We start from the raw sequence: 18,670 nt of genomic DNA on the forward strand, positions 1-18,670 counted from the left end.
ATATGAAGAAAATAATTTTTACCCTGGGTCTGATAGCTGTTTCTATTGGAGTTTTTGCACAGGATGGCGGTTCACCGATGAATAAAGCGGTTAATAAAGTTACCCATTCCAACGACTTTTTAATGGTACAGTTGTCATACGATGGCTGGGCGGGTGCGCCTGACAGTATTAAGAGCGGCCTTAACAGGGGTTTTAATATTGCCCTGATGTACGACTTCCCGTTCAAGAAATCCAAACTGAGTATGGCAGCGGGTTTAGGTATCAGTACCAGCGGTGTTTACCTGAAAGATCATACGATGGATATCCAGGGAAAGCTGAATCGTAACCAGGTGTCTTTCCCTACTTCCACGGCTAAAAAGAATAAAGTGGCTACCACTTACCTGGAAATTCCTATTGAATTAAGATACCGCAGCGTACCGGATAACGCCAACAAAGGCTTCAAAGCCGCTGTGGGTGTGAAAGTAGGCGCCCTGGTAGATGCTCATACCAAAATAAAATATACCGGCGCTAATGGCAGCAAGGATATTGATAAAGATGCCAACAGGGGATTCTTTAACCCGTGGCGCTTTGCGGCTACTGCCCGCGTAGGTTACGGTAACTTTGCCTTATTTGGCTCCTATTCCCTGAATCCATTGCTGAAAGACAATGCCAGCAATAACCTGGATATCAGACCTTACCAGATTGGTATTTGTTTAAGCGGATTGTAACAGCCTCCGGGCTTTTATATAGAGAAAACGGCCCGGGTTTAACACCTGGGCCGTTTTTTTATGGTGAGATGATCAGCGCGATCGCTTATCTTTTACCGGTTACTCTCCTTTGAATACAGGCTTTCTTTTTTCGAGGAAAGCCTGGATCCCTTCTGCATTATCGGCGGAGTTACCGGCAATTTCCTGGCAATAGGCTTCGTACTCGAGTACTTCATCCAGGTTATCCGTCATGCCTTTGGTGAGCATTTTTTTCATGAGTGCAATGGCTTTCGTAGGTGCGGCAGCGTAGTAAGCGGCTTCCGCCTGTACGGCGGCATCCAGTTCCGCAGCCGGCACCACTTTATTTACCAGTCCCAGTTTCAGCGCTTCCGCCGCGCTTACTTTACTGGCTTTGGTAGCCAGTTCAAAGGCCCGGTGGTAGCCCACGGTACGGGGCAGGAAGTACGAAGAGCCGGAATCCAGCACCAGTGCGATGTTCACAAAAATTTCTATCATGGTGGCTTCCTCGCTGGCAATGATCAGGTCGCAGGCCAGTGCGAGGGAGCATCCTGCGCCGGCGGCCACACCATTAAGCCGGCAAATAACCGGCTTGGGCATATTGCGGATGGCGCGAATGATCGGGTTATAGCGTTTATGCAGCGATTCACTCAGGTTGCGCTTTCCGGCCTCCATAGAAGCCTTGAGGTCCTGACCACTGCTGAAAGCTTTGCCGGCGCCCGTTAACACTACCACTCTCACTGCCGGATCTTTTTCTGCTTTCTTTAATGCGTCCTGCAACTCATAGCTGAGCGGATCGTTGAACGCATTGTATACTTCAGGTCTGTTTAAGGTGATGGTAGCAATACCATCCTGAATATCCAGTAATAAAGCAGCCATGATAATATGATTTACAGGGTTTCTTTCAGCCAGTTAAAGAATTCGCGCTGCCATACAATGGCGTTCTGCGGTTTCAGTACCCAGTGATTTTCTTCCGGGAAATACAGCAGCTTGCTTTTTATTCCTTTCAGCTGTGCCAGCTGGAAGGCTTGCAGGCCCTGTTCAATAGGAACGCGGAAGTCGATGCCACCCTGGATAATAAGAATGGGTGTATTCCATTTATTGGCGTATTCACTTGGGTTGAAATGTTTGTAGCCGTTGGCGTTGGCAGCATCCCAGTAAGCGCCGATATCCCAGTTGGCAAACCACAGCTCTTCGGTAGTGCCGTACCAGCTTTTCAGGTCAAATAAACCGTCGTGCGCAATAAAGCTTTTGAAGCGGTTTTCGTGTACGCCTGCCAGCATGTATACGGAATAGCCGCCATAACTGGCGCCTACAGCGCCTAAGCGGGCTTTATCCACATAGCTTTCCTTGCTCACATCATCAATAGCGCTCAGGTAATCGCGGATTGGTTGTCCGCCCCAGTCCTTGCTGATAGAAGCATTCCACTCTACGCCATGACCCGGCATGCCCCTTCTGTTGGGGGCTACCACGATATAACCCTGGGATGCCATCAGCTGGAAATTCCAGCGGTAAGAGTAAAACTGCGATACGGCCGACTGTGGGCCACCCTGGCAATACAGCAGGGTTGGATATTTTTTAGCGGGGTCAAAATCCGGCGGGAAAATCACCCAGGTAAGCATGTCCTTACCATCGGTGGTTTTCACCCAGCGCTTTTCAATTTTGCACATGCCTATTTTATCGTAGGCCGCTTTGTTTACGGTGGTAAGCGGGGTAACGGCGCCCTTTTGCAGGTCTACGGTAAACAGTTCCGCCGCATGGTTCATATCAGTACGGGACACTACCAGGGTGTTACCGGATTGTGCCAGCATGTCGTTGATATCGAAGTCGCCGGTAGTTACCTGGCGTATATGCTTCTCCGTTGTTTGGGCGATATTTTTCTGCAGGGAAATTTCCAGCAGTTGCTCAGTGCCTTTTATGACGGCGAGGAAGTATATTTTTTTGCCGTCGTTGCTGAAGCGGGAGGAAGCGGCGGTGCCATCCCAGCCTTTGGTAAGGTTGGTGATAACGCCGGTGGCGCGGTCCATGATGATCACGTCATTTTTATCTGCTTCGTAACCATCGCGGGCCATACTTAACCAGGTGAGGTATTTGCCATCCTGGCTGAAGTTGGGCGCCACATCGTAGCCCATCATTCCTTCGGAAAGGTTGCGGGTAGTTTTGGTATCCAGGTTATATTCGTAGATATCTGTATTGGTGCTGATGGCGTAATCTTTCCCGAATTTCTTCTTACAAACATAGATCACACTTTTCCCATCGTGGCTCCAGATCATATCTTCAGGGCCACCGGAGGGCATTTGCGGGCAATCGTATGGTTCTTCCGCCATAATATCTACCGGAGTACCTACTTCGCCATTATTGTAAGTGGCATAAAAAACGTGGGAGAAGTTGCCGTCTTCCCAGGTATCCCAGTGACGGTAGTTCAGGTTATCGTAGATCTGTACATTGGATTTCGGAAGATCCGTGTAATGATCGCTGCCGGATATCTTCTTTACTTTTACTTCTTTCGAAAACAAAATATGTTTCCCGTCGGGAGAAATGCGGATGTTTTGCATCCCGCCGTCCACGTTGGTTTTCTGCACCGGATCGGAGCCATCGGCATTCATTTCATACCACTGTCCTTTCAGGGAGAAACCAATTTTATTGCCGGGTAATACGGCTACATCTCCTTCTGCGCCGGGAGTTTGGGTGAGCTGCTTTGCAGCGCCGCCTGCCAGCGGGATAGCATAGAGGTTTTTTTCGCTTTTGTTCTCGGTCATATTGATCTGAGAAACGCCATAGATAACGGTTTTGCCGTCAGCGCTCAACGCCTCTCCACTCACCCGTCCAAGTTGCCATAGCAATTCGGGTGTCATCTTATCCTGGGCTACTGCCATAGTTGATATTAATAGTCCTGTCAGTAAAAAAGGTTTAAACATGATATCGAAAGGTTGTTTTGGATCGGGTAAATGTAGGAAGAAATGACGTAGCGATTAAATTCTCTGTAAATTTGCTCCAAATTCTGAAATAACTTGATTGACAAAAAACAAGTAGTACAAAAAGAGGAGAGAGCCGTTATAGTTGGTGTTATCACCAAAGACCAGACAGAGCGCCAGGTGAATGAGTTCCTGGATGAGCTGATGTTCCTGGCGGAAACAGCGGGGGCTACGGCTGTTAAGCGCTTTACCCAGCGGCTGGCGCACCCCGACAGGGCTACCTTTGTTGGTAAAGGTAAGCTGGAAGAAATCCAGCAGTTTATTGCAGGCAGGGATATATCACTGGTTATATTTGATGATGAGCTTACCGGCTCACAGATCGCCAATATTGAAAAGGTGCTGAAGGTAAAAGTGATCGACCGTAGTGACCTGATCCTGGATATCTTCGCGCGCCGTGCGCGCACAGCACAGGCAAGGGTGCAGGTAGAACTGGCGCAGTACCAGTATATCCTGCCACGTTTGCGCGGTATGTGGAGTCACCTGGAAAGACAGGGAGGCGGTATCGGTAGCAGGGGCCCCGGTGAAACGGAAATTGAAACGGATCGTCGTATTGTAAAAGACAAAATAGCGCTGCTGCGCAAACGCCTGGAGGATATAGACCGTCAATCCCTTACCCAGCGTAAGGAACGCGGCGAATTTATCCGCGTGGCGCTGGTAGGTTATACCAACGTTGGTAAAAGCACGCTCATGAACCTGCTCAGCAAAAGTGAGGTGTTTGCAGAAAACAAGCTGTTTGCTACCCTGGATACCACCACGCGTAAGGTGGTATTTGATCAAACGCCTTTCCTGCTCAGCGATACCGTAGGGTTTATCCGTAAACTCCCCCATCACCTGGTGGAAAGCTTCAAATCCACGCTGGACGAGGTACGCGAAAGCGATATCCTGATCCATGTGGTAGATATTTCCCATCCGCAGTATGAAGAGCAGATTGAAGTGGTGAACCGCACGCTGCAGGAACTGAAAGCGTTTGAGAAGCCCACCATCATGATCTTTAACAAGATGGACCTGTACGAGGCCAACACCTTTGATAAATGGCTGGAGCCGGAAATTAAACAGGATATCCTGAATACCCTGAAACAGGACTGGGAAACGAAAACCCAGGGAAACTGTGTATTCATTTCCGCGCTGGAAAAAAGGAACATCGAGGAATTGCGCAAAACCATCCTGGACAAGGTAACCCAATTGTACAAGGAGCGCTTCCCCTATAAAACCGAATTCTTCTACTAATGGCCAAAGAATATTCGTGGTATAAATTAGAAGAAGGCCGTTTGCCTTTTGCAGAGAAACAGATCAGCGTAATGGAGGTAAATGGCAAAAAAATTTGTTGTACCCTGCACCAGGGGCAGTTTTTTGCGTTTGCGTATAAATGTCCGCATGCCGGTGGCATTATGGCCGATGGGGTAATAGATGCCGCCGGTAATGTGGTATGCCCGCTGCACCGTTATAAGTTTAGCCTTAAAAATGGCTACAACAGCAGCGGAGAAGGATACTACCTGAAAACTTACCCTATAGAACAGCGTGAAGACGGGCCCTGGCTGGGCATGGAGAAAAGCGGCTGGTTCTGGTAAAAAGCAATTATCTTTTTGTTAAGAGTGATCGTCATATTTGAAGTAACCGGTATATGCCTGTAACTTTTCGCTATGCTGACTACAACTGTTACACGCTCATTTGTTCTCTCTGAAAAACAAGTATGGCTGCTCATCACCGCTATGCTGGTACTATTGCAGTTTAGTGCCCTTTTTGTACCCATCCTGGAACCCGACGGCGCGCTATATGCCGGTATCGCCAAAACAATGGTGATAAAACACGACTACTGGAACCTTTATGCAGATGGTCACGACTGGCTCGACAAGCCCCACTTCCCTTTCTGGATGGCGGCTATCAGCTTTCAGCTTTTCGGTATCCACACCTGGTCTTATAAACTGCCTGCCATTCTTTTTTTGCTGATGGGCGCGTGGTATACTTATCGTTTTGCGCTTCATTTATATGACGAAAAAGTAGCCCGCTGGGCGGTGTGTATCTTGCTCACGGCAGAACATCTGGTTATTTCCAACAACGATGTACGGGCAGAGCCTTATCTCACCGGGTTGATCATCGCGGCAGTATATCATTTCTACCGCCGTGGCATCCTCCTGGGCGCCCTTTTTACGGCCTTCGCCATCATGACGAAGGGATTGTTCGCCCTCGTGCCGGTTTGCGCCGCTATTGGCGGCCATTTGCTGTTTACGCGCAACTGGAAAGAACTGTTCCACTGGCGCTGGGCGCTGGCAGCAGTACTAATAGCGCTTTTCATTACGCCGGAGCTGTATGCCCTGTACCGGCAGTTTGACCAGCACCCGGAGAAAATTGTATTCGGCGTCACTGGTGTATCAGGCATCCGCTTTTTCTTCTGGGACAGCCAGTTCGGACGCTTTATGAACACCGGTCCCATTAAAGGGTCCGGCGATCCGTTCTTCTTTTTTCATACCCTCCTGTGGGCTTTCCTCCCCTGGTCGGTGATGCTATACGCTGCGGTCATCATCTTCATAAAAAAATGGAAACAGCAAAGGGAATATTATTGCATCTGCGCAGCCCTGGCCACTTTCGCACTGTTTTCCCTTTCCCGGTTCCAGCTGCCACATTACCTGAACATCATCTTTCCTTTTTTTGCCATCCTTACTGCACAGTATATTTTATCGCTGCAAACAGAAAAAGGGCTGAAATTTTTCCGGGTTACACAGTACACCATCATCATCGTGATTGCTGTTGCCGGCGTGGTAATTGATCTCCTGTACAAGCCGGCTATGCATTATGCGTGGCTCCTGCTGGCCGCAGCCCTGCTCCTGCTCTACCTTTTACTGCACTACTGGCTGGATAAATCTACCCGGCAGGCCGTATTTTACCGCACCATTTCCATCAGTATTCTGCTGAACCTCTACCTGAACACCATCCTGTACCCCGATATGATGCAATACCAGAGCGGAAGTACAGCCGCCGCCTATGCCAATACATATCTTCCCGGTAAAAGCATAGCGCTGTACCAGGCAAATTCCTACGCATTCGATTTTTATATGCAGGCGCCGGTGTTACGCCCCGATTCGGCCACTGCACTCATTTTCACTACCCCCGATGCAGTGGCCTCCCTGCAACAGCAAGGATATACCTGCACAGTGATCCGGTCGTTCCCGCATTTTTATGTGAGCAAACTGGATTTGCCTTTTGTCCGCAAGGCGACGCGGGCGGGCGCTTTGGGGGAAAGACAGCTGGTGGCAGTGAAAAAATAATTTTATTTAACCCGCTATGGTGGCTGGTTTTAGGCAGTGACCTAAATTTTTTCTCAAAAAAATGAAATAAGATTTTGCAAAAATGAAAATTTCCCTATTTTTGCAATCCCAAATCGCACAAACGATACGGGAAACACTCCTCCTTAGCTCAGTTGGTTAGAGCATCTGACTGTTAATCAGAGGGTCGCTGGTTCAAGTCCAGCAGGGGGAGCAAAAGAGCCTGGTAGTTTTACCAGGCTCTTTTTATTTGAAGCCGTGCAATAGCCACGAAGTATTTTCTTTAACTTCCGGATTAACAATCGTTCCATAATGGATAAATTTATAGCGGTAGAAGGTTTAGATGGCGCAGGGAAGTCAACGCAGATAGACCTGCTGACAAAATACCTCGAGTCAAAAAATGAGAAAACCAAATTTGTGCATTTCCCCCGGAGCAACCAGGGAGTGTTTGGAGAACTCATTGCTAAATTCCTCCGCGGCGAATTCGGGGACGTGAAAAATGTACACCCGCAGCTGGTAGCCCTGTTGTTTGCGGAAGACCGTAAAGAATTTGCAGCTACCATCAACCAATGGCTGAACGATGGTTATTTTGTTTTGGTAGACAGGTACGTGCTGTCAAATATTGCTTTCCAGTGCGCTAAACTCCATACAGAGGATGAGAAACAATACCTGCGCAACTGGATCAATGAATTTGAATACAACTATAATAAGATCCCCAAACCCCGTTTCTCCATTTACCTGGATGTACCGTTTTCTTTTACAGAGTCGGCGCTGACTAAAAGACGCGCAAACGAAGACAGGGAATATCTCCAGGGAAAGGATGATATCCACGAAGCAGATTTCTCCCTGCAGCTCGCTGTGAAAAAGGAATACGACGCACTGCTATCAGCCGATAAAACCATTAACAGGATCACCTGCTATAATGAAGCTGCACAGATGCGCCCCATACAGGAAATTCACGAAGAAATTATTCAGCTGGTTAATAGCCAGGTGCAGTTATAAGATCCCCACTTTCGTGTAGCCATCGCCGCTAGCATCTCCCAAAGAATATTTTCACCGGTTGTAAGTAATTACCGGTTATTTACCTGTCCTCGTATGTGAGCACCTGCGCAAACCCGGTTCCACTGTTATGAGCGCGCAGGCTCCTCCCCCTATTGCGTTATACGGCTTTATATACGACTGGCTGAGCATATTGAAAAACTGACATCTTTTTATTCCACAAAACTGAAAAACATGAAAACTCAAACGCTTTTCCGCGGCACCTGCATGGCAGTTCTCCTCCTGGCATTCCTGGCTACCGGTTGTAAGAAACCGGAAATGATCAAATCTTCCGAAAATACGCTTAAAAGTACTACCTCCAACGGGGTAACAATTAACTCCGTACAACCCGTAAAATCTGAAGCACTGCTGGCCATGCAATGCTACAATAACGCATTTTACCACCAGTATGGCACCTATGGCCCCTCGTTTAAAGCCTACTATTATTCGGATGTAAACCAAACCGGCCGGATGGATTTCTGGCGGCAGGCAGAAGCCATCGAAACCCTGATTGATGCGTACAACATCAACAACGACGTGGATCTCAAAAATAAGATGGTGTACCTCTACAACGGCATGCGGGATGCCTATGGCTTGCTCTGGACCTCCAACATTTACAACGACGACGTAATCTGGGGCGCATTAATGTGCATCCGCGCCTTCCAGATCACCAATGATGGCGGCATGAAAGATATGGCCAAAAACAATTTCGATATGGTGTGGAACCGCGCATGGGATACCAACCTCGGCGGCGGCCTTTGGTGGACCACCGCTAACAATACCAAAAATGCCTGCGTAAACGCACCCGCAGCCATTTGCGCCATGTACCTCTACCAGGCCACCGGCGATGCCGCCTATAAAACCAAAGCCAAACAAATCGTCGACTGGATGGTGACCAAGTTATATGTACCCGGCACCGGCGAAGTGAAAGGCGCTATGAATGCCGCCGGCGTAATTACCGAAGGACCCCGCACTTATACACAGGGCACCTTTATCGGCGCCTGCAGCATGCTCCACAACTCCTACCCCTCCGACAACTACAAAGCAATGGCGGCTAAAGCAATGGACTATACGAAAATCAGCATGTGCAATGCACAGGGCCTCCTGCCGGATGAATACGATACCGACGACTGCCAGGGCTTCAAAGCCATCTTCGCCCGCTGGGCCTGTAAGTTTGTAAAGGACCATAGTTATCAAAGCACTTACGCCGCCTGGCTTAACTACAACGCGGCGGAAGCCTGGAACTACCGCAACTCCAATGGTTTGATGTGGGGCCAGTGGTGGCACAGAACCCCGGATAATTACGTGAACTCATTTGAAACTACCTGCGGCATCGCTATGATGAATGGTGTTTGGCTGTTTTAATTTCCAGCTTTTGTTTTTATTGCGGGAGATAATTAATTTGTGTGAAACAAACCCATACCTAACGGTTATGATGAACACAAAAAGAATCGCACTGCTGTTGCTCGTAATATTTTCAGGCATCATCACACAGGCACAAACCCTGACGGATATCGTTAATAAAAACGTGGCAGCACTCGGTGGCCCCGAAAAATTGAAAGTGCTGAAAAGCCAGTACGCAGAGGGCACAATGGAAATGCAGGGAATGAGCTTCCCTTTTAAGAGATGGGTGTTGCAGGACAAAGCCATGCGCCTCGAATTTGAAGCGATGGGTACTACCAACATCCAGGTGTTAACCAATGCCGGTGGCTGGGTGCAGTTGCCTGTGATGGGTAAAACTAATCCGGAAGATATGGACTCCGCCACCATCAAAGCGATGGGCAAACAGCTGGATCTGACCGGTGATTTTTATCGTTACAATGAGAAAGGTAACAAGCTGGAACTGCTGGCGCCCGACACCGTAAATGGAGCTAAACTTGCAAAAGTGAAAGTTACCTATACTAACGGCAACGCTACTACGTGCTTTGTAGACCCGGTAACAGGTAATGTTCTCAGAACATCCAATTCACTGGAAATTCAGGGACAGCAGATGAACCTGGTAACAGACATCAGCAATTTCCTGAAAACAGCCGATGGCTATAGTTATGGCACCGCTATCCTGCAAGATCCTGTTGGCATAAAAATTAACATCGCCAAACTGGAGAATAATGTACCGGTAGATGAAAGCATCTTTAAAAAGCCATAAGTAAAAAGGCTGGTCCGCAAAGACCAGCCTTTTTATTTTGTGAGTAATGACTCCAGCAATCTTATCTTTTTAAGATCCGGCTTGGTGGTAAATATCCCCTGCCCACTTACATTCCTTACACCACGTACAAAGCAATAGATAACACCTCCAAACTGCTTCTCGTAATTAAAGCCAGGGATCCGGCTTTCCAGGTATTTTTTTACCGCTACCGTATAAATAAAATACTGGAGATGATAATTGTTTTCGTTCATGGCTGCCGCTAAACCAGCCGCATCATAGTCGGCCACGCTGTTGCCCAGGTAATTCGATTTCCAGTCGAGGATATAATACTTCCCCTGGTGTTCAAAAAACAGGTCTACTTTCCCGTTCATGATGCCTTCCAGCTCCTGGTTGCTGTATTCGGAAAACCGTTTTACACTCACACTTACCTGGTCGTCGGACAAATTATTGAGCAGGTTCGACTTAAACACCGGCACGGGAAAATCAAATTCAAATTCCGCCAGTCGCTGCTGCCGCCCCACCGATGCCAGCTGGAAGCTGGCGCCATCAATATGTATCGTGGAGTACATTACATGTTGCAGCATTTCGTTGAGCCGTTCGAGATATACTTCCCTTTGGCCGGGTACAAATTTCCGGATGGCTTCTTCCAGCCAGTGTTCCCATTTACTGCTATCGGAGAAGTTGATACTTTCAAAGATAAAGTGCAGCAGGTTACCGGTTTTAGCGCCCCTGCGCAGCGTGGTAAATATAAAGTTATCGTATGGGTCGGGTTGCTGGAAAGAACGCACCCGTGGCTGGTGTTCGGCTTTTGCTGCTAACATGGTGTAGCTCATCTTCCGCCAGTTTTGCTCCTGCAAATGAAAGGACACCGGCGCGCGGTTCACAGCCAGCTGGCCTTTGTTGATCTGCTGGCGGTAGTTTTCTGTGGGCACTTCCGGCAATGGTCCCTGTAGCTGTATCAGTGAAGCATCCGGCGGTTCAGCGGCCAGCGCTTTCAGGAAAACAGACAACGAAGAATCTTTAAAAGCGTAATAAGTATTTTTAAAGAGATAGCATTTATATACTGCGCGGGTAATGGCTACGTATATCAGGCGGCGGTTTTCCTGTTCCTGTTGGTGCTGGTAGGCTTTTAGTTGCTCTTCTGTGAGCAGGGCTTTTTGCGTACCGAGGTAGTCGCCGGTAGCCGGATCGCGGAAACTTACAAATTCAATTTTGGATTTCTCTACAAAATCCAGGAAAGGCGTCATCACTATTTTGTATTCCAGCCCTTTACTTTTATGGATGGTTACTATGTTTACGGCGTCTTCATCGCTTTCCACGCGCTGGGCGTATTCATCTCCTTCGGTGGTCATGCCATCGATGCCGCGTTTGAGCCAGGAGATGAGATCACGCATAGAAAGGTTTTTGCGGCTCTGGACCTGGTGTACCAGTTCGGAAAGCTGGTACAGGTTGGTGATGATCCGTTCACCGTTTTCAGTATGGCCATCGAGCAACACCTGGCGTACGCTGAAGTCTGCAATAAACTCCATGAGGGCAGTATACGCGCCATCGCGCTGCCATAGTGTGCGGTATTTGCCAAACAGGTCCAGCATGGTTTCATCGTCCAGCTGCAGGATGGTTTGACTGTTATAGCCGGTAAATGACCCCAGCAATGCGCGGTTGATGGACGAACGGTCCGGTGTTTCCATTGCTTCGAGCAGGTGCAGCAATTGCTGCGCCTCAGCGGATCTCAGCACCTTTGCTTCGTCGATGGTAACGGCGGGGATGCCCAGTTTGGCCAGTGCATGCTTAATGTCCCTGCCTTCCTGCCCGGTGCGCACGAGGATACCAATGTCTGATGGTACGATGGAGCGGGCGCCCTCTTTATTTTCAATGCGGTAGCTTTTATCCAGCAGCAGCTGCGCAATTTGTGCGGCAACGCTGTTGCAGATAGTTTCTTTTTTATCGCAGGCAATCACTTCAATCGGCACTTCCGGTGTACTGCCTTTATAGAGGTAGCCTTTCCTGTTGTTATCAGGACTGTGTACTTGTATATAATCAATGCTGTCGCTTTCTTCCGCGAAATCAAATGTTGGGAAGCCCGGGGTGGGTTCAAAGAATACGTTCATGGCCCGGATCATATTTTCCGACGACCGGAAATTCTGGTTCATGTCGTATACATGTTGTACCCCGTTGCGTGCGTTGAAATAGGTAAATATATCTGCTTTGCGCCAGGCGTAAATACTTTGTTTGGGGTCACCGATGTAGAACAGGATGGTGTTTTGGCCGAAGGCACGGTCAAATATCTCGAACTGCTCTTTATCGGTATCCTGGAACTCGTCCACGAAAACGGCCTTGTATTTAATTTGCAAAGAAGCAATGAGTTCTTCGTTGTTGTTTTTTACGAGCGCAGTATGCAGGTTGTTGATGAGGTCATCATATCCCATCATGTTGCTGCGTTCCTTGAAGGCGCGTACCTGTTCGCTGATTTCCTTTATAGCGGCGTAGTATACCTGCCGGCGGATCAGTTGTTGATGCTCTTCCAGTTGTTTGGTAAGCGCTTCTACCTGATCTATTTCTGCCAGCAGCTCCGGGAAAACAGCGTCAATAAATTTTGCTTTCTCTTTTCGTTTGGCTTTTATTTTTCTGACAAGTTCTGCTGGCTCCGCAATTAAATCGGGCCAGTCATTTTTGGTGTGCCGGTTGGCTGCGCAGGCTGCTGCCAGACGCTCGCTGTTGGCGGTTATACCGGCGTACATATTTTCAATGGCTTCCTGTTCTTTTGCCATTAACTGCTGTAGCTCCTGCATCCATTGCTCCTGCAGGGTTTCACTGATATCATCGGGAGTATCTTCCCGGTAGCCCAGGAATTTTTTTCCGCTGAGATGTTCTTTGATCACATTCAGCATCTCCGTTTTCATATCTTCTTCCCAGATCTGTTCCAGCAGGCTGGCATTGAGCGTAGTTACATTTCTTCGCCAGAATTTATTCAGTTCGTTTTCAATGACCGGTGTAAGATCGGGCACCATGGTGGCGCCAAACAACTGGTTGGTTTCAAATGCAAATTCATTCAGTGTTTGCTGGCAGAAGCCATGAATGGTAAGTACGGAAGTTTCATCGAGCAACAGGATGGCATCGCGCAGGAGCTGTTGTACAGGGCGTGGATCATCGAAGTCGATTACGCTGAACACCAGGTCCATGATTTTCTGATCGCTGATTTCCTGTCCGCGGCTTACTTTGTATGCCTGCCGGATGAACAGCCGGATCCTTTCTTCCAGTTCTGCCACGGCAGCGCGGGTGAAGGTAACCATCAGGATTTCTTTGACAGACAGCTTTTGTTCCAGTATCAGCCGTAGTACCAGTATGGCGATGGAGTACGTTTTACCGGTGCCGGCGCTGGCCTCAATGAGGTTGCTGCCTTCCAGCGGAACGGTACCTGCGTCAAACTGTTTATATATAATGCTATCGATCATTTCTCTTTATCTGGTGTTTCTAAATAGGCCGGCAGCAAGGTTGTTAACGGCAATATCAGCAGCTCATAAATATCGAGGTAGCCGGTCAGCGCTTCTTCTTTCTCAAAAAATCCCTGTTCATATACCTGTACAAGATAAGGGTCCGGCGATTCCTGCCGGTCGATCATCCCGGATATTTTATCCCTGAATTTTTTAAGGTCCATGGAGAGCCATTCTTTTTCCGTGATCTCCAGGTCAGGATAAAAGGATATTATTTTGCTGAAGCCTGTCTTATAAACTTTTACAATTTCTGTTAACCGCCTTAATGCTTCTTCAGGTGTTAACGGAATTGCCTGGAAAGCGTCTTCTTTTTTAGCGCCGGAAATATAGCAGAGGTCTGTTACCACGCCTGCCGCTTTTCCTGCAAGATAACGGAGATAGGCTTCTACCAGGTATTTGCTCTCTTTCTTCGACCACGATACCTGTACCAGGGTTTGATCAAAGATCCGCAGATTTCCTTTCAGCATACTGTCATCTACCGTTAATTCAACGGGGATGCGTTTTTCTTCTGCACCTTTGGTAACGGCTTCATACAGGCTGCGTACGGGTACTACCAGTTCTTCCATTTTCTGTATGGCAACAGCGGCCATATTGCGGAGCGGCAGCTTACCTTTCTTTACCAGCGTGGTTTGCAGCGTGTTCTTTTTATCGCCGGCTGCAGGGAGCAGTTCATTTTTAACAGACCATTGCTGCAGCCTGTTCAAACTAAAGATCTCTGTTTCGCTGAGCAGCAGTTGGCTGTCGTTGTAACGGATGCCCAGCACTTTGTTGTAGTAGGCCCGGAAAGGATTTTTAAAGAAGCTGATCAGTTCTTCCAGGGTAATTTCTTCAAAGGTTAAGGGAGTAGTAATTTTATTTTCGTTGAGATATGTTTTTTTGCCGGTGTCCTTATTGCTCAGATAGGAAAAAAGACGGCTGTCGGTACCGGCATATTTCCTGCTGAAGCTTTGTAAAGGTTGTAACGTAACCAGCTCGCTGCGCACGGCTTCCGGCGCTGCGGTGCCGGCTTCTATATAATCCACCAGTTCATCTACCAGCACGGATGGCGGAAGGTCGGTGTTATCTTTTGCATCTTTCCCGATATAGCTGATGTACAGGTATTCCTTTGCCGAAAGCAGGGTTTCGAGGAACAGGTGTTTATCATTTTCTTTCACATTACGGTCGCCTTTTTGCCGGTCTTTTTCCATGAGGTTGAAGCTCGACTTATTCTCGCGGCGGGGAAATTTATTGTAGTTCAGTCCCATCAGCGCTACCACTTTGAAGGGGATACTACGCATGGGGATGAGCGAGCAGAAAGTAACGCCGCCGTTCACAAACAATCCTGCGCGGGTGCTGCCGGTGAGCGTATCCAGGAAGCTGTGGCTAAACACTTCGAAGGTTACTTTTTCACTCATAAATTCATTCAGCGCGTTGTAGGCGGTGAGTTGTTTGATGAGGGTGTTGTAGTCTTCATCAATATCGTCTACCGGTTCGTATACAATGTTATGCAACACCCTTTCGGTGTAGGCTACCCACTCCACAATGGTGCGTGGGCGCCGCCTGTCGAGGATGGAGGACATCAGCACTTCCGCAAAATGACAGAAGCGGATTACATCGTGTGCGTCGCTACCTTCGGTAATATCCAGCGGGAAGAAGCTGTCTTCCCCGAGGCCGTATTCTTCTTCCCCACTCATACAAATACCAAACATAATCCGTTGGATGCCGTATTGCCAGCTTACGAAATGTGTTTCTTCCTTTTTGCTGCCGTTGATGCCAAAGCGGATATTGGCGGCTTCAATGATCCGGCGGATGAGTACCGGGTCCTGGAGGTTAAAGCGTTTGCGGATATAGGAGAAGTCGAGCAACTGCATCACCGCTTCCGATTTGAAGTTCTCCTCATTCATGGTGAGGATGGCGTGCAGGGCGTTAAAGAGATTGTCGTTGTCGGTGTAGCTTTCATCTGCAATCGTATACCGGAAGGTATAAGGCGCGTTGTTGAAAACGGCTTTAATATAGGGTGCATAGGCATCTATATCGCTAACCATTACCACGATGTCGCGGGGAGATAATGCTTCTTTCCGCTGCGCCACCAGGTGTACCAGGTAGTTGTAGAGTACTTCCACTTCGCGGGCTACGGTGTAGCAGGCGTTGATAGTAATGGAGCCATCGCTGATATCTTGTGGTGTGATCAGCTGCCGGTCGGCCGTGGTGGCTGCTGCGGTGAAAATATCGTGTTGTATTTTATGCAGGAGGCTATCCGGTTCCGGTTCCACGGTATCAATTTCTTCATAGGCGTTGATGAAGGCATCGTATGCAAAGAAAAGGCCGAAGCTGTCCTGTATAACCCGTCCCCAGCCGGTGAGCAGGGCGTTGCCGGCTTTGGAGTCCTGGATGTCTTTGAGTCCTTTCTGCCGCCAGCGGGCCAGTTGTTTTTCGTTGCGGTCGTCGAACCAGAATACAACCGGTGAAGGGTTGATGATATGAAAATGTACATCTATAAAAGACGACAGTTCATGCAGGATTTTTACGTGATAGGCGGTGATGATGGACAAGCCAAACAGGTGTACTACCGGCATGCGGGTTAATAATCCTGTTTTGGGACTGTTGCTGCGCAGCGCGTCGAGGATAAAATTTCCTACGATGGTTTTATCCGGAAGCGAGCCACCGGAGAGTTGTTTTACTTTTACCCAGAGCCAGTGCTGCCATCCGGCGGTGGCCAGTTCCGGGGTATCGGTAAAGGTCCATGCCTGGATCATTTCCGGGCGGTATACCTGGTACTGGTCGAATAAGTCGGCTACTTTTTCCGCGAGGGCCATACGTTTCAGGTCACTTTCCGATTCTTCTGCGGTATAGTAGGCGGCAACTTTCGGGTATTTGGCGATGAATTCTTCCTGGCCGAGCAGTTTAAATACCAGCCAGCTGAGGTTTTGCGGGGACAGCACTTCCGAATGCGGACCGCCCAGCACTACGTACAACTGGTAGAGCAGGTCGTTGGGCTTCATGAAGCGGCAGTTGGCTGCAATGCCCAGATGGTTGGCCAGCTGAAGTTTCAGCCAGTTGTTCATCCCTTCCGTTTGGGTAATGATATAGTGAGGTTGGAACACGCTGTTGCCTGCATCGCGGAGGTTTTGTGCCAGCCCGGATGATAAACTGTTCAGTGAGTTCGAAACTTTTAAAAACAATGCCATTGATAAGTTCTTTGTTTGTACTCCGCCATTCCCGAAGCAGATGATTTAATTTACTGCTGTATTCACTTCCCTGAACCTCGAGGCGATGCCGGAGGCTCTTTCCACGAAACGTTCTGCTGCCATGAGTATTACCTCCGGCGTTCCCTGTACATACACTTTGTTTTTTGCGCGGCTTACAGCGGTGTACAGCAGTTCCCTGGTGAGAATGGGTACATCGGTGGTATCCGGCAACAGTACCAGTACTTCCCCGAATTCGGAGCCCTGGCTTTTGTGGATGGTCATGGCAAAGGCGGTTTCTGCCTGGGTTAAGTAACCGGGCAGCACGGCTTTTAATGCGCCGGTACTGTCTTCAAACCAGGCAAGGAGTACTCCGTTTTCATCTGCCCGGATGATGCCGGTGTCGCCGTTGAATAGGCCATGTTCATAATAGTTACGGGTAAGGATCACCGGGCGGTTTTCATAGAATTCCGTATTGGTGGTGATCAGTTTTTTATCGGATAAATATTTTTCTATTTGTTTGTTGACGGCGTATAATCCCTGCGGGCCCTCTCTCACGGCGGTGAGTACACGTTGCGCGTTGAGGAGTTTGAGCGCGGTGGTAATATCTTTTTCTGCGATGAAGGCAGCGTAGCCGGCAATGAAGTCTTCGAACAGTGGTACCGAAGCTTCCGGGTCAACGATTACCTGTTCATCTGCCGAAGGCGGAAAGAAAGAAGTAATTACCGGTATATTATTACTGATGATGGCCTTGCTGAATTTACCAATGCCTTTGTTGCCGGTGAAACGGTGACTGCGCCTCAGTTCCACGAGGTGTTGGAACAAAGGGTGATGATCATCGTTTTGTTCTGCAGTAGCGGGGATATGCCGGTTTTGCTCCGGCATAAAACTGTTGATCAGCTGCCGGCGGCTGGCAGTAAAGCGGTTCAGGTGTTCCTGTGCCTGGCAGAGATCTCCGAACAAGCTGCCGGCTTCCACGGAGGCCAGCTGGTCCTTGTCGCCCAGCAAAATGAGGCGGGTGTCCGGATGGATGGCGTCCAGCAGTTTGGCAAACAGCGCCACGTCTATCATGGAGCACTCATCGATGATCACTACATCGTAGTTGAGCGGATTATCTTTATTGTGCCTGAAGTATGGGCTGCCGTTGATAGATTTCAGCAAACGGTGTATGGTAGCCGGTTGCAGCAGCCGGAACTTTTCAGTGATGTGCGCATCTACTTCGATGGTGGTATTGCGCAGGCTTTCCGCCATGCGGGCGGCGGCTTTACCGGTAGGCGCTGCCAGCGCTACTTTCAGCGCCGGATCAGTAGCAAACAGGATAGCCAGTATTTTAGCAACGGTGGTGGTTTTTCCCGTACCCGGGCCACCGGTGATGATGGTGAAATTATTCAATACGCCGGTGATGGCGGCTGCCAGCTGCCAGTCGGCCGGATCGTTATTATCACCGCTGCCGGCGGTACCGGCAAACAGTTTACTGATCAGCGGCTGTTGTTGTTGCAGCAGGGCAATCCTTTCGGGCAGGTGTGTTTTTTCCTTTACCAGGAAATCGCGGATCCGTTGGAGGAATTCTGTTTCATACCGGAAATAGCGTTGCAGGTACAGCCGGTTCTGGTAAATCACAAAGGGTTGTTTATCGTTGCCCTGTTTACCTACCAGTGGAATGCTTTCCAGGAGCTGGTTGCTGGTTTCTATTTTTTGGTAAGACTCCGGGAGATTGTCTTTTTCTGCGGCTATTTTATCGAGATGAAGACAGATGTGTCCTTCGCTACCTTTCTTTGATAACAGATAAGCATACGGTTTCAGCGCCGGTATATCAAAATACTCGGCAAATTGCTGGTGTACATCATTTAAGGTGGGTATGTTTCGCATTCTTATCCGGACACTTGAAAAGA

Annotated in this window: 12 protein-coding genes and 1 tRNA gene; 8 read left to right on the forward strand and 5 right to left on the reverse strand. The window is 48.7% G+C overall.

The genetic code is table 11. The features are described 5' to 3' along the window. The first annotated feature begins 2 nt into the window (after positions 1 to 2). A complete protein-coding gene (locus tag PV783_RS03955) occupies positions 3 to 707 on the forward strand; it encodes a porin family protein (RefSeq protein ID WP_079471648.1) in 705 nt (234 codons plus the stop codon). 99 nt (positions 708 to 806) lie between these two features. On the opposite strand, the gene PV783_RS03960 is transcribed toward PV783_RS03955, so the two are convergent. Continuing rightward, positions 807 to 1,583, reverse strand: a complete 777-nt coding sequence (locus PV783_RS03960; protein ID WP_420987191.1) for an enoyl-CoA hydratase/isomerase family protein — start codon at positions 1,581 to 1,583, stop codon at positions 807 to 809. A gap of 11 nt (positions 1,584 to 1,594) precedes the next feature. Next, positions 1,595 to 3,580 carry a S9 family peptidase gene (locus PV783_RS03965; protein ID WP_420987192.1) on the reverse strand — a complete coding sequence of 662 codons (1,986 nt, stop codon included), beginning with the start codon at positions 3,578 to 3,580 and terminating at the stop codon, positions 1,595 to 1,597. Positions 3,581 to 3,715: 135 nt separating this feature from the next. Here PV783_RS03965 and hflX point away from each other — a divergent pair, with 135 nt between their 5' ends. The 7 genes from hflX to PV783_RS04000 all read left to right on the forward strand — a co-directional run bounded on the left by hflX (position 3,716) and on the right by PV783_RS04000 (position 10,123). After that, positions 3,716 to 4,906: a GTPase HflX gene (gene hflX, locus PV783_RS03970; protein ID WP_079471651.1), complete on the forward strand. Its 1,191-nt coding sequence runs from the start codon at positions 3,716 to 3,718 to the stop codon at positions 4,904 to 4,906. Next, on the forward strand, positions 4,906 to 5,247 hold the full coding sequence (locus PV783_RS03975; protein WP_420987194.1) for a Rieske (2Fe-2S) protein: 342 nt from the start codon (positions 4,906 to 4,908) through the stop codon (positions 5,245 to 5,247). The genes hflX and PV783_RS03975 overlap by 1 nt, the downstream gene beginning before the upstream one ends. A 72-nt stretch (positions 5,248 to 5,319) precedes the next feature. Next, positions 5,320 to 6,942: an ArnT family glycosyltransferase gene (locus tag PV783_RS03980; protein WP_420987195.1), complete on the forward strand. Its 1,623-nt coding sequence runs from the start codon at positions 5,320 to 5,322 to the stop codon at positions 6,940 to 6,942. A gap of 137 nt (positions 6,943 to 7,079) precedes the next feature. Further along, positions 7,080 to 7,153 (forward strand) — tRNA-Asn (locus tag PV783_RS03985). A gap of 98 nt (positions 7,154 to 7,251) precedes the next feature. After that, positions 7,252 to 7,941: a dTMP kinase gene (tmk, locus tag PV783_RS03990; RefSeq protein ID WP_420987196.1), complete on the forward strand. Its 690-nt coding sequence runs from the start codon at positions 7,252 to 7,254 to the stop codon at positions 7,939 to 7,941. Between the two features lie 231 nt (positions 7,942 to 8,172). Then, positions 8,173 to 9,342: a glycoside hydrolase family 76 protein gene (locus PV783_RS03995; protein ID WP_420987198.1), complete on the forward strand. Its 1,170-nt coding sequence runs from the start codon at positions 8,173 to 8,175 to the stop codon at positions 9,340 to 9,342. 67 nt (positions 9,343 to 9,409) lie between these two features. Beyond that, a complete protein-coding gene (locus PV783_RS04000) occupies positions 9,410 to 10,123 on the forward strand; it encodes a hypothetical protein (protein ID WP_420987199.1) in 714 nt (237 codons plus the stop codon). Between the two features lie 32 nt (positions 10,124 to 10,155). Here PV783_RS04000 and recB read toward each other — a convergent pair whose 3' ends face one another. The 3 genes from recB to recD are packed head-to-tail and all read right to left on the reverse strand — an operon-like array spanning position 10,156 to position 18,647. Next, positions 10,156 to 13,575, reverse strand: coding sequence for an exodeoxyribonuclease V subunit beta (gene recB, locus PV783_RS04005; RefSeq protein WP_420987200.1), 3,420 nt, complete (start codon positions 13,573 to 13,575; stop codon positions 10,156 to 10,158). Then, the gene (gene recC, locus PV783_RS04010; RefSeq protein ID WP_420987202.1) at positions 13,572 to 16,781 is read right to left on the reverse strand and encodes an exodeoxyribonuclease V subunit gamma; all 3,210 of its coding nucleotides are present in this window, start codon (positions 16,779 to 16,781) and stop codon (positions 13,572 to 13,574) included. Before recC ends, recB begins: the two co-directional genes overlap by 4 nt. Before the next feature lie 45 nt (positions 16,782 to 16,826). After that, positions 16,827 to 18,647: an exodeoxyribonuclease V subunit alpha gene (recD, locus tag PV783_RS04015; RefSeq protein ID WP_420987204.1), complete on the reverse strand. Its 1,821-nt coding sequence runs from the start codon at positions 18,645 to 18,647 to the stop codon at positions 16,827 to 16,829. Between the last annotated feature and the right edge of the window lie 23 nt (positions 18,648 to 18,670).

The organism is Chitinophaga sp. CC14, assembly GCF_048957795.1.
Classification (GTDB): domain Bacteria; phylum Bacteroidota; class Bacteroidia; order Chitinophagales; family Chitinophagaceae; genus Chitinophaga; species Chitinophaga ginsengisegetis.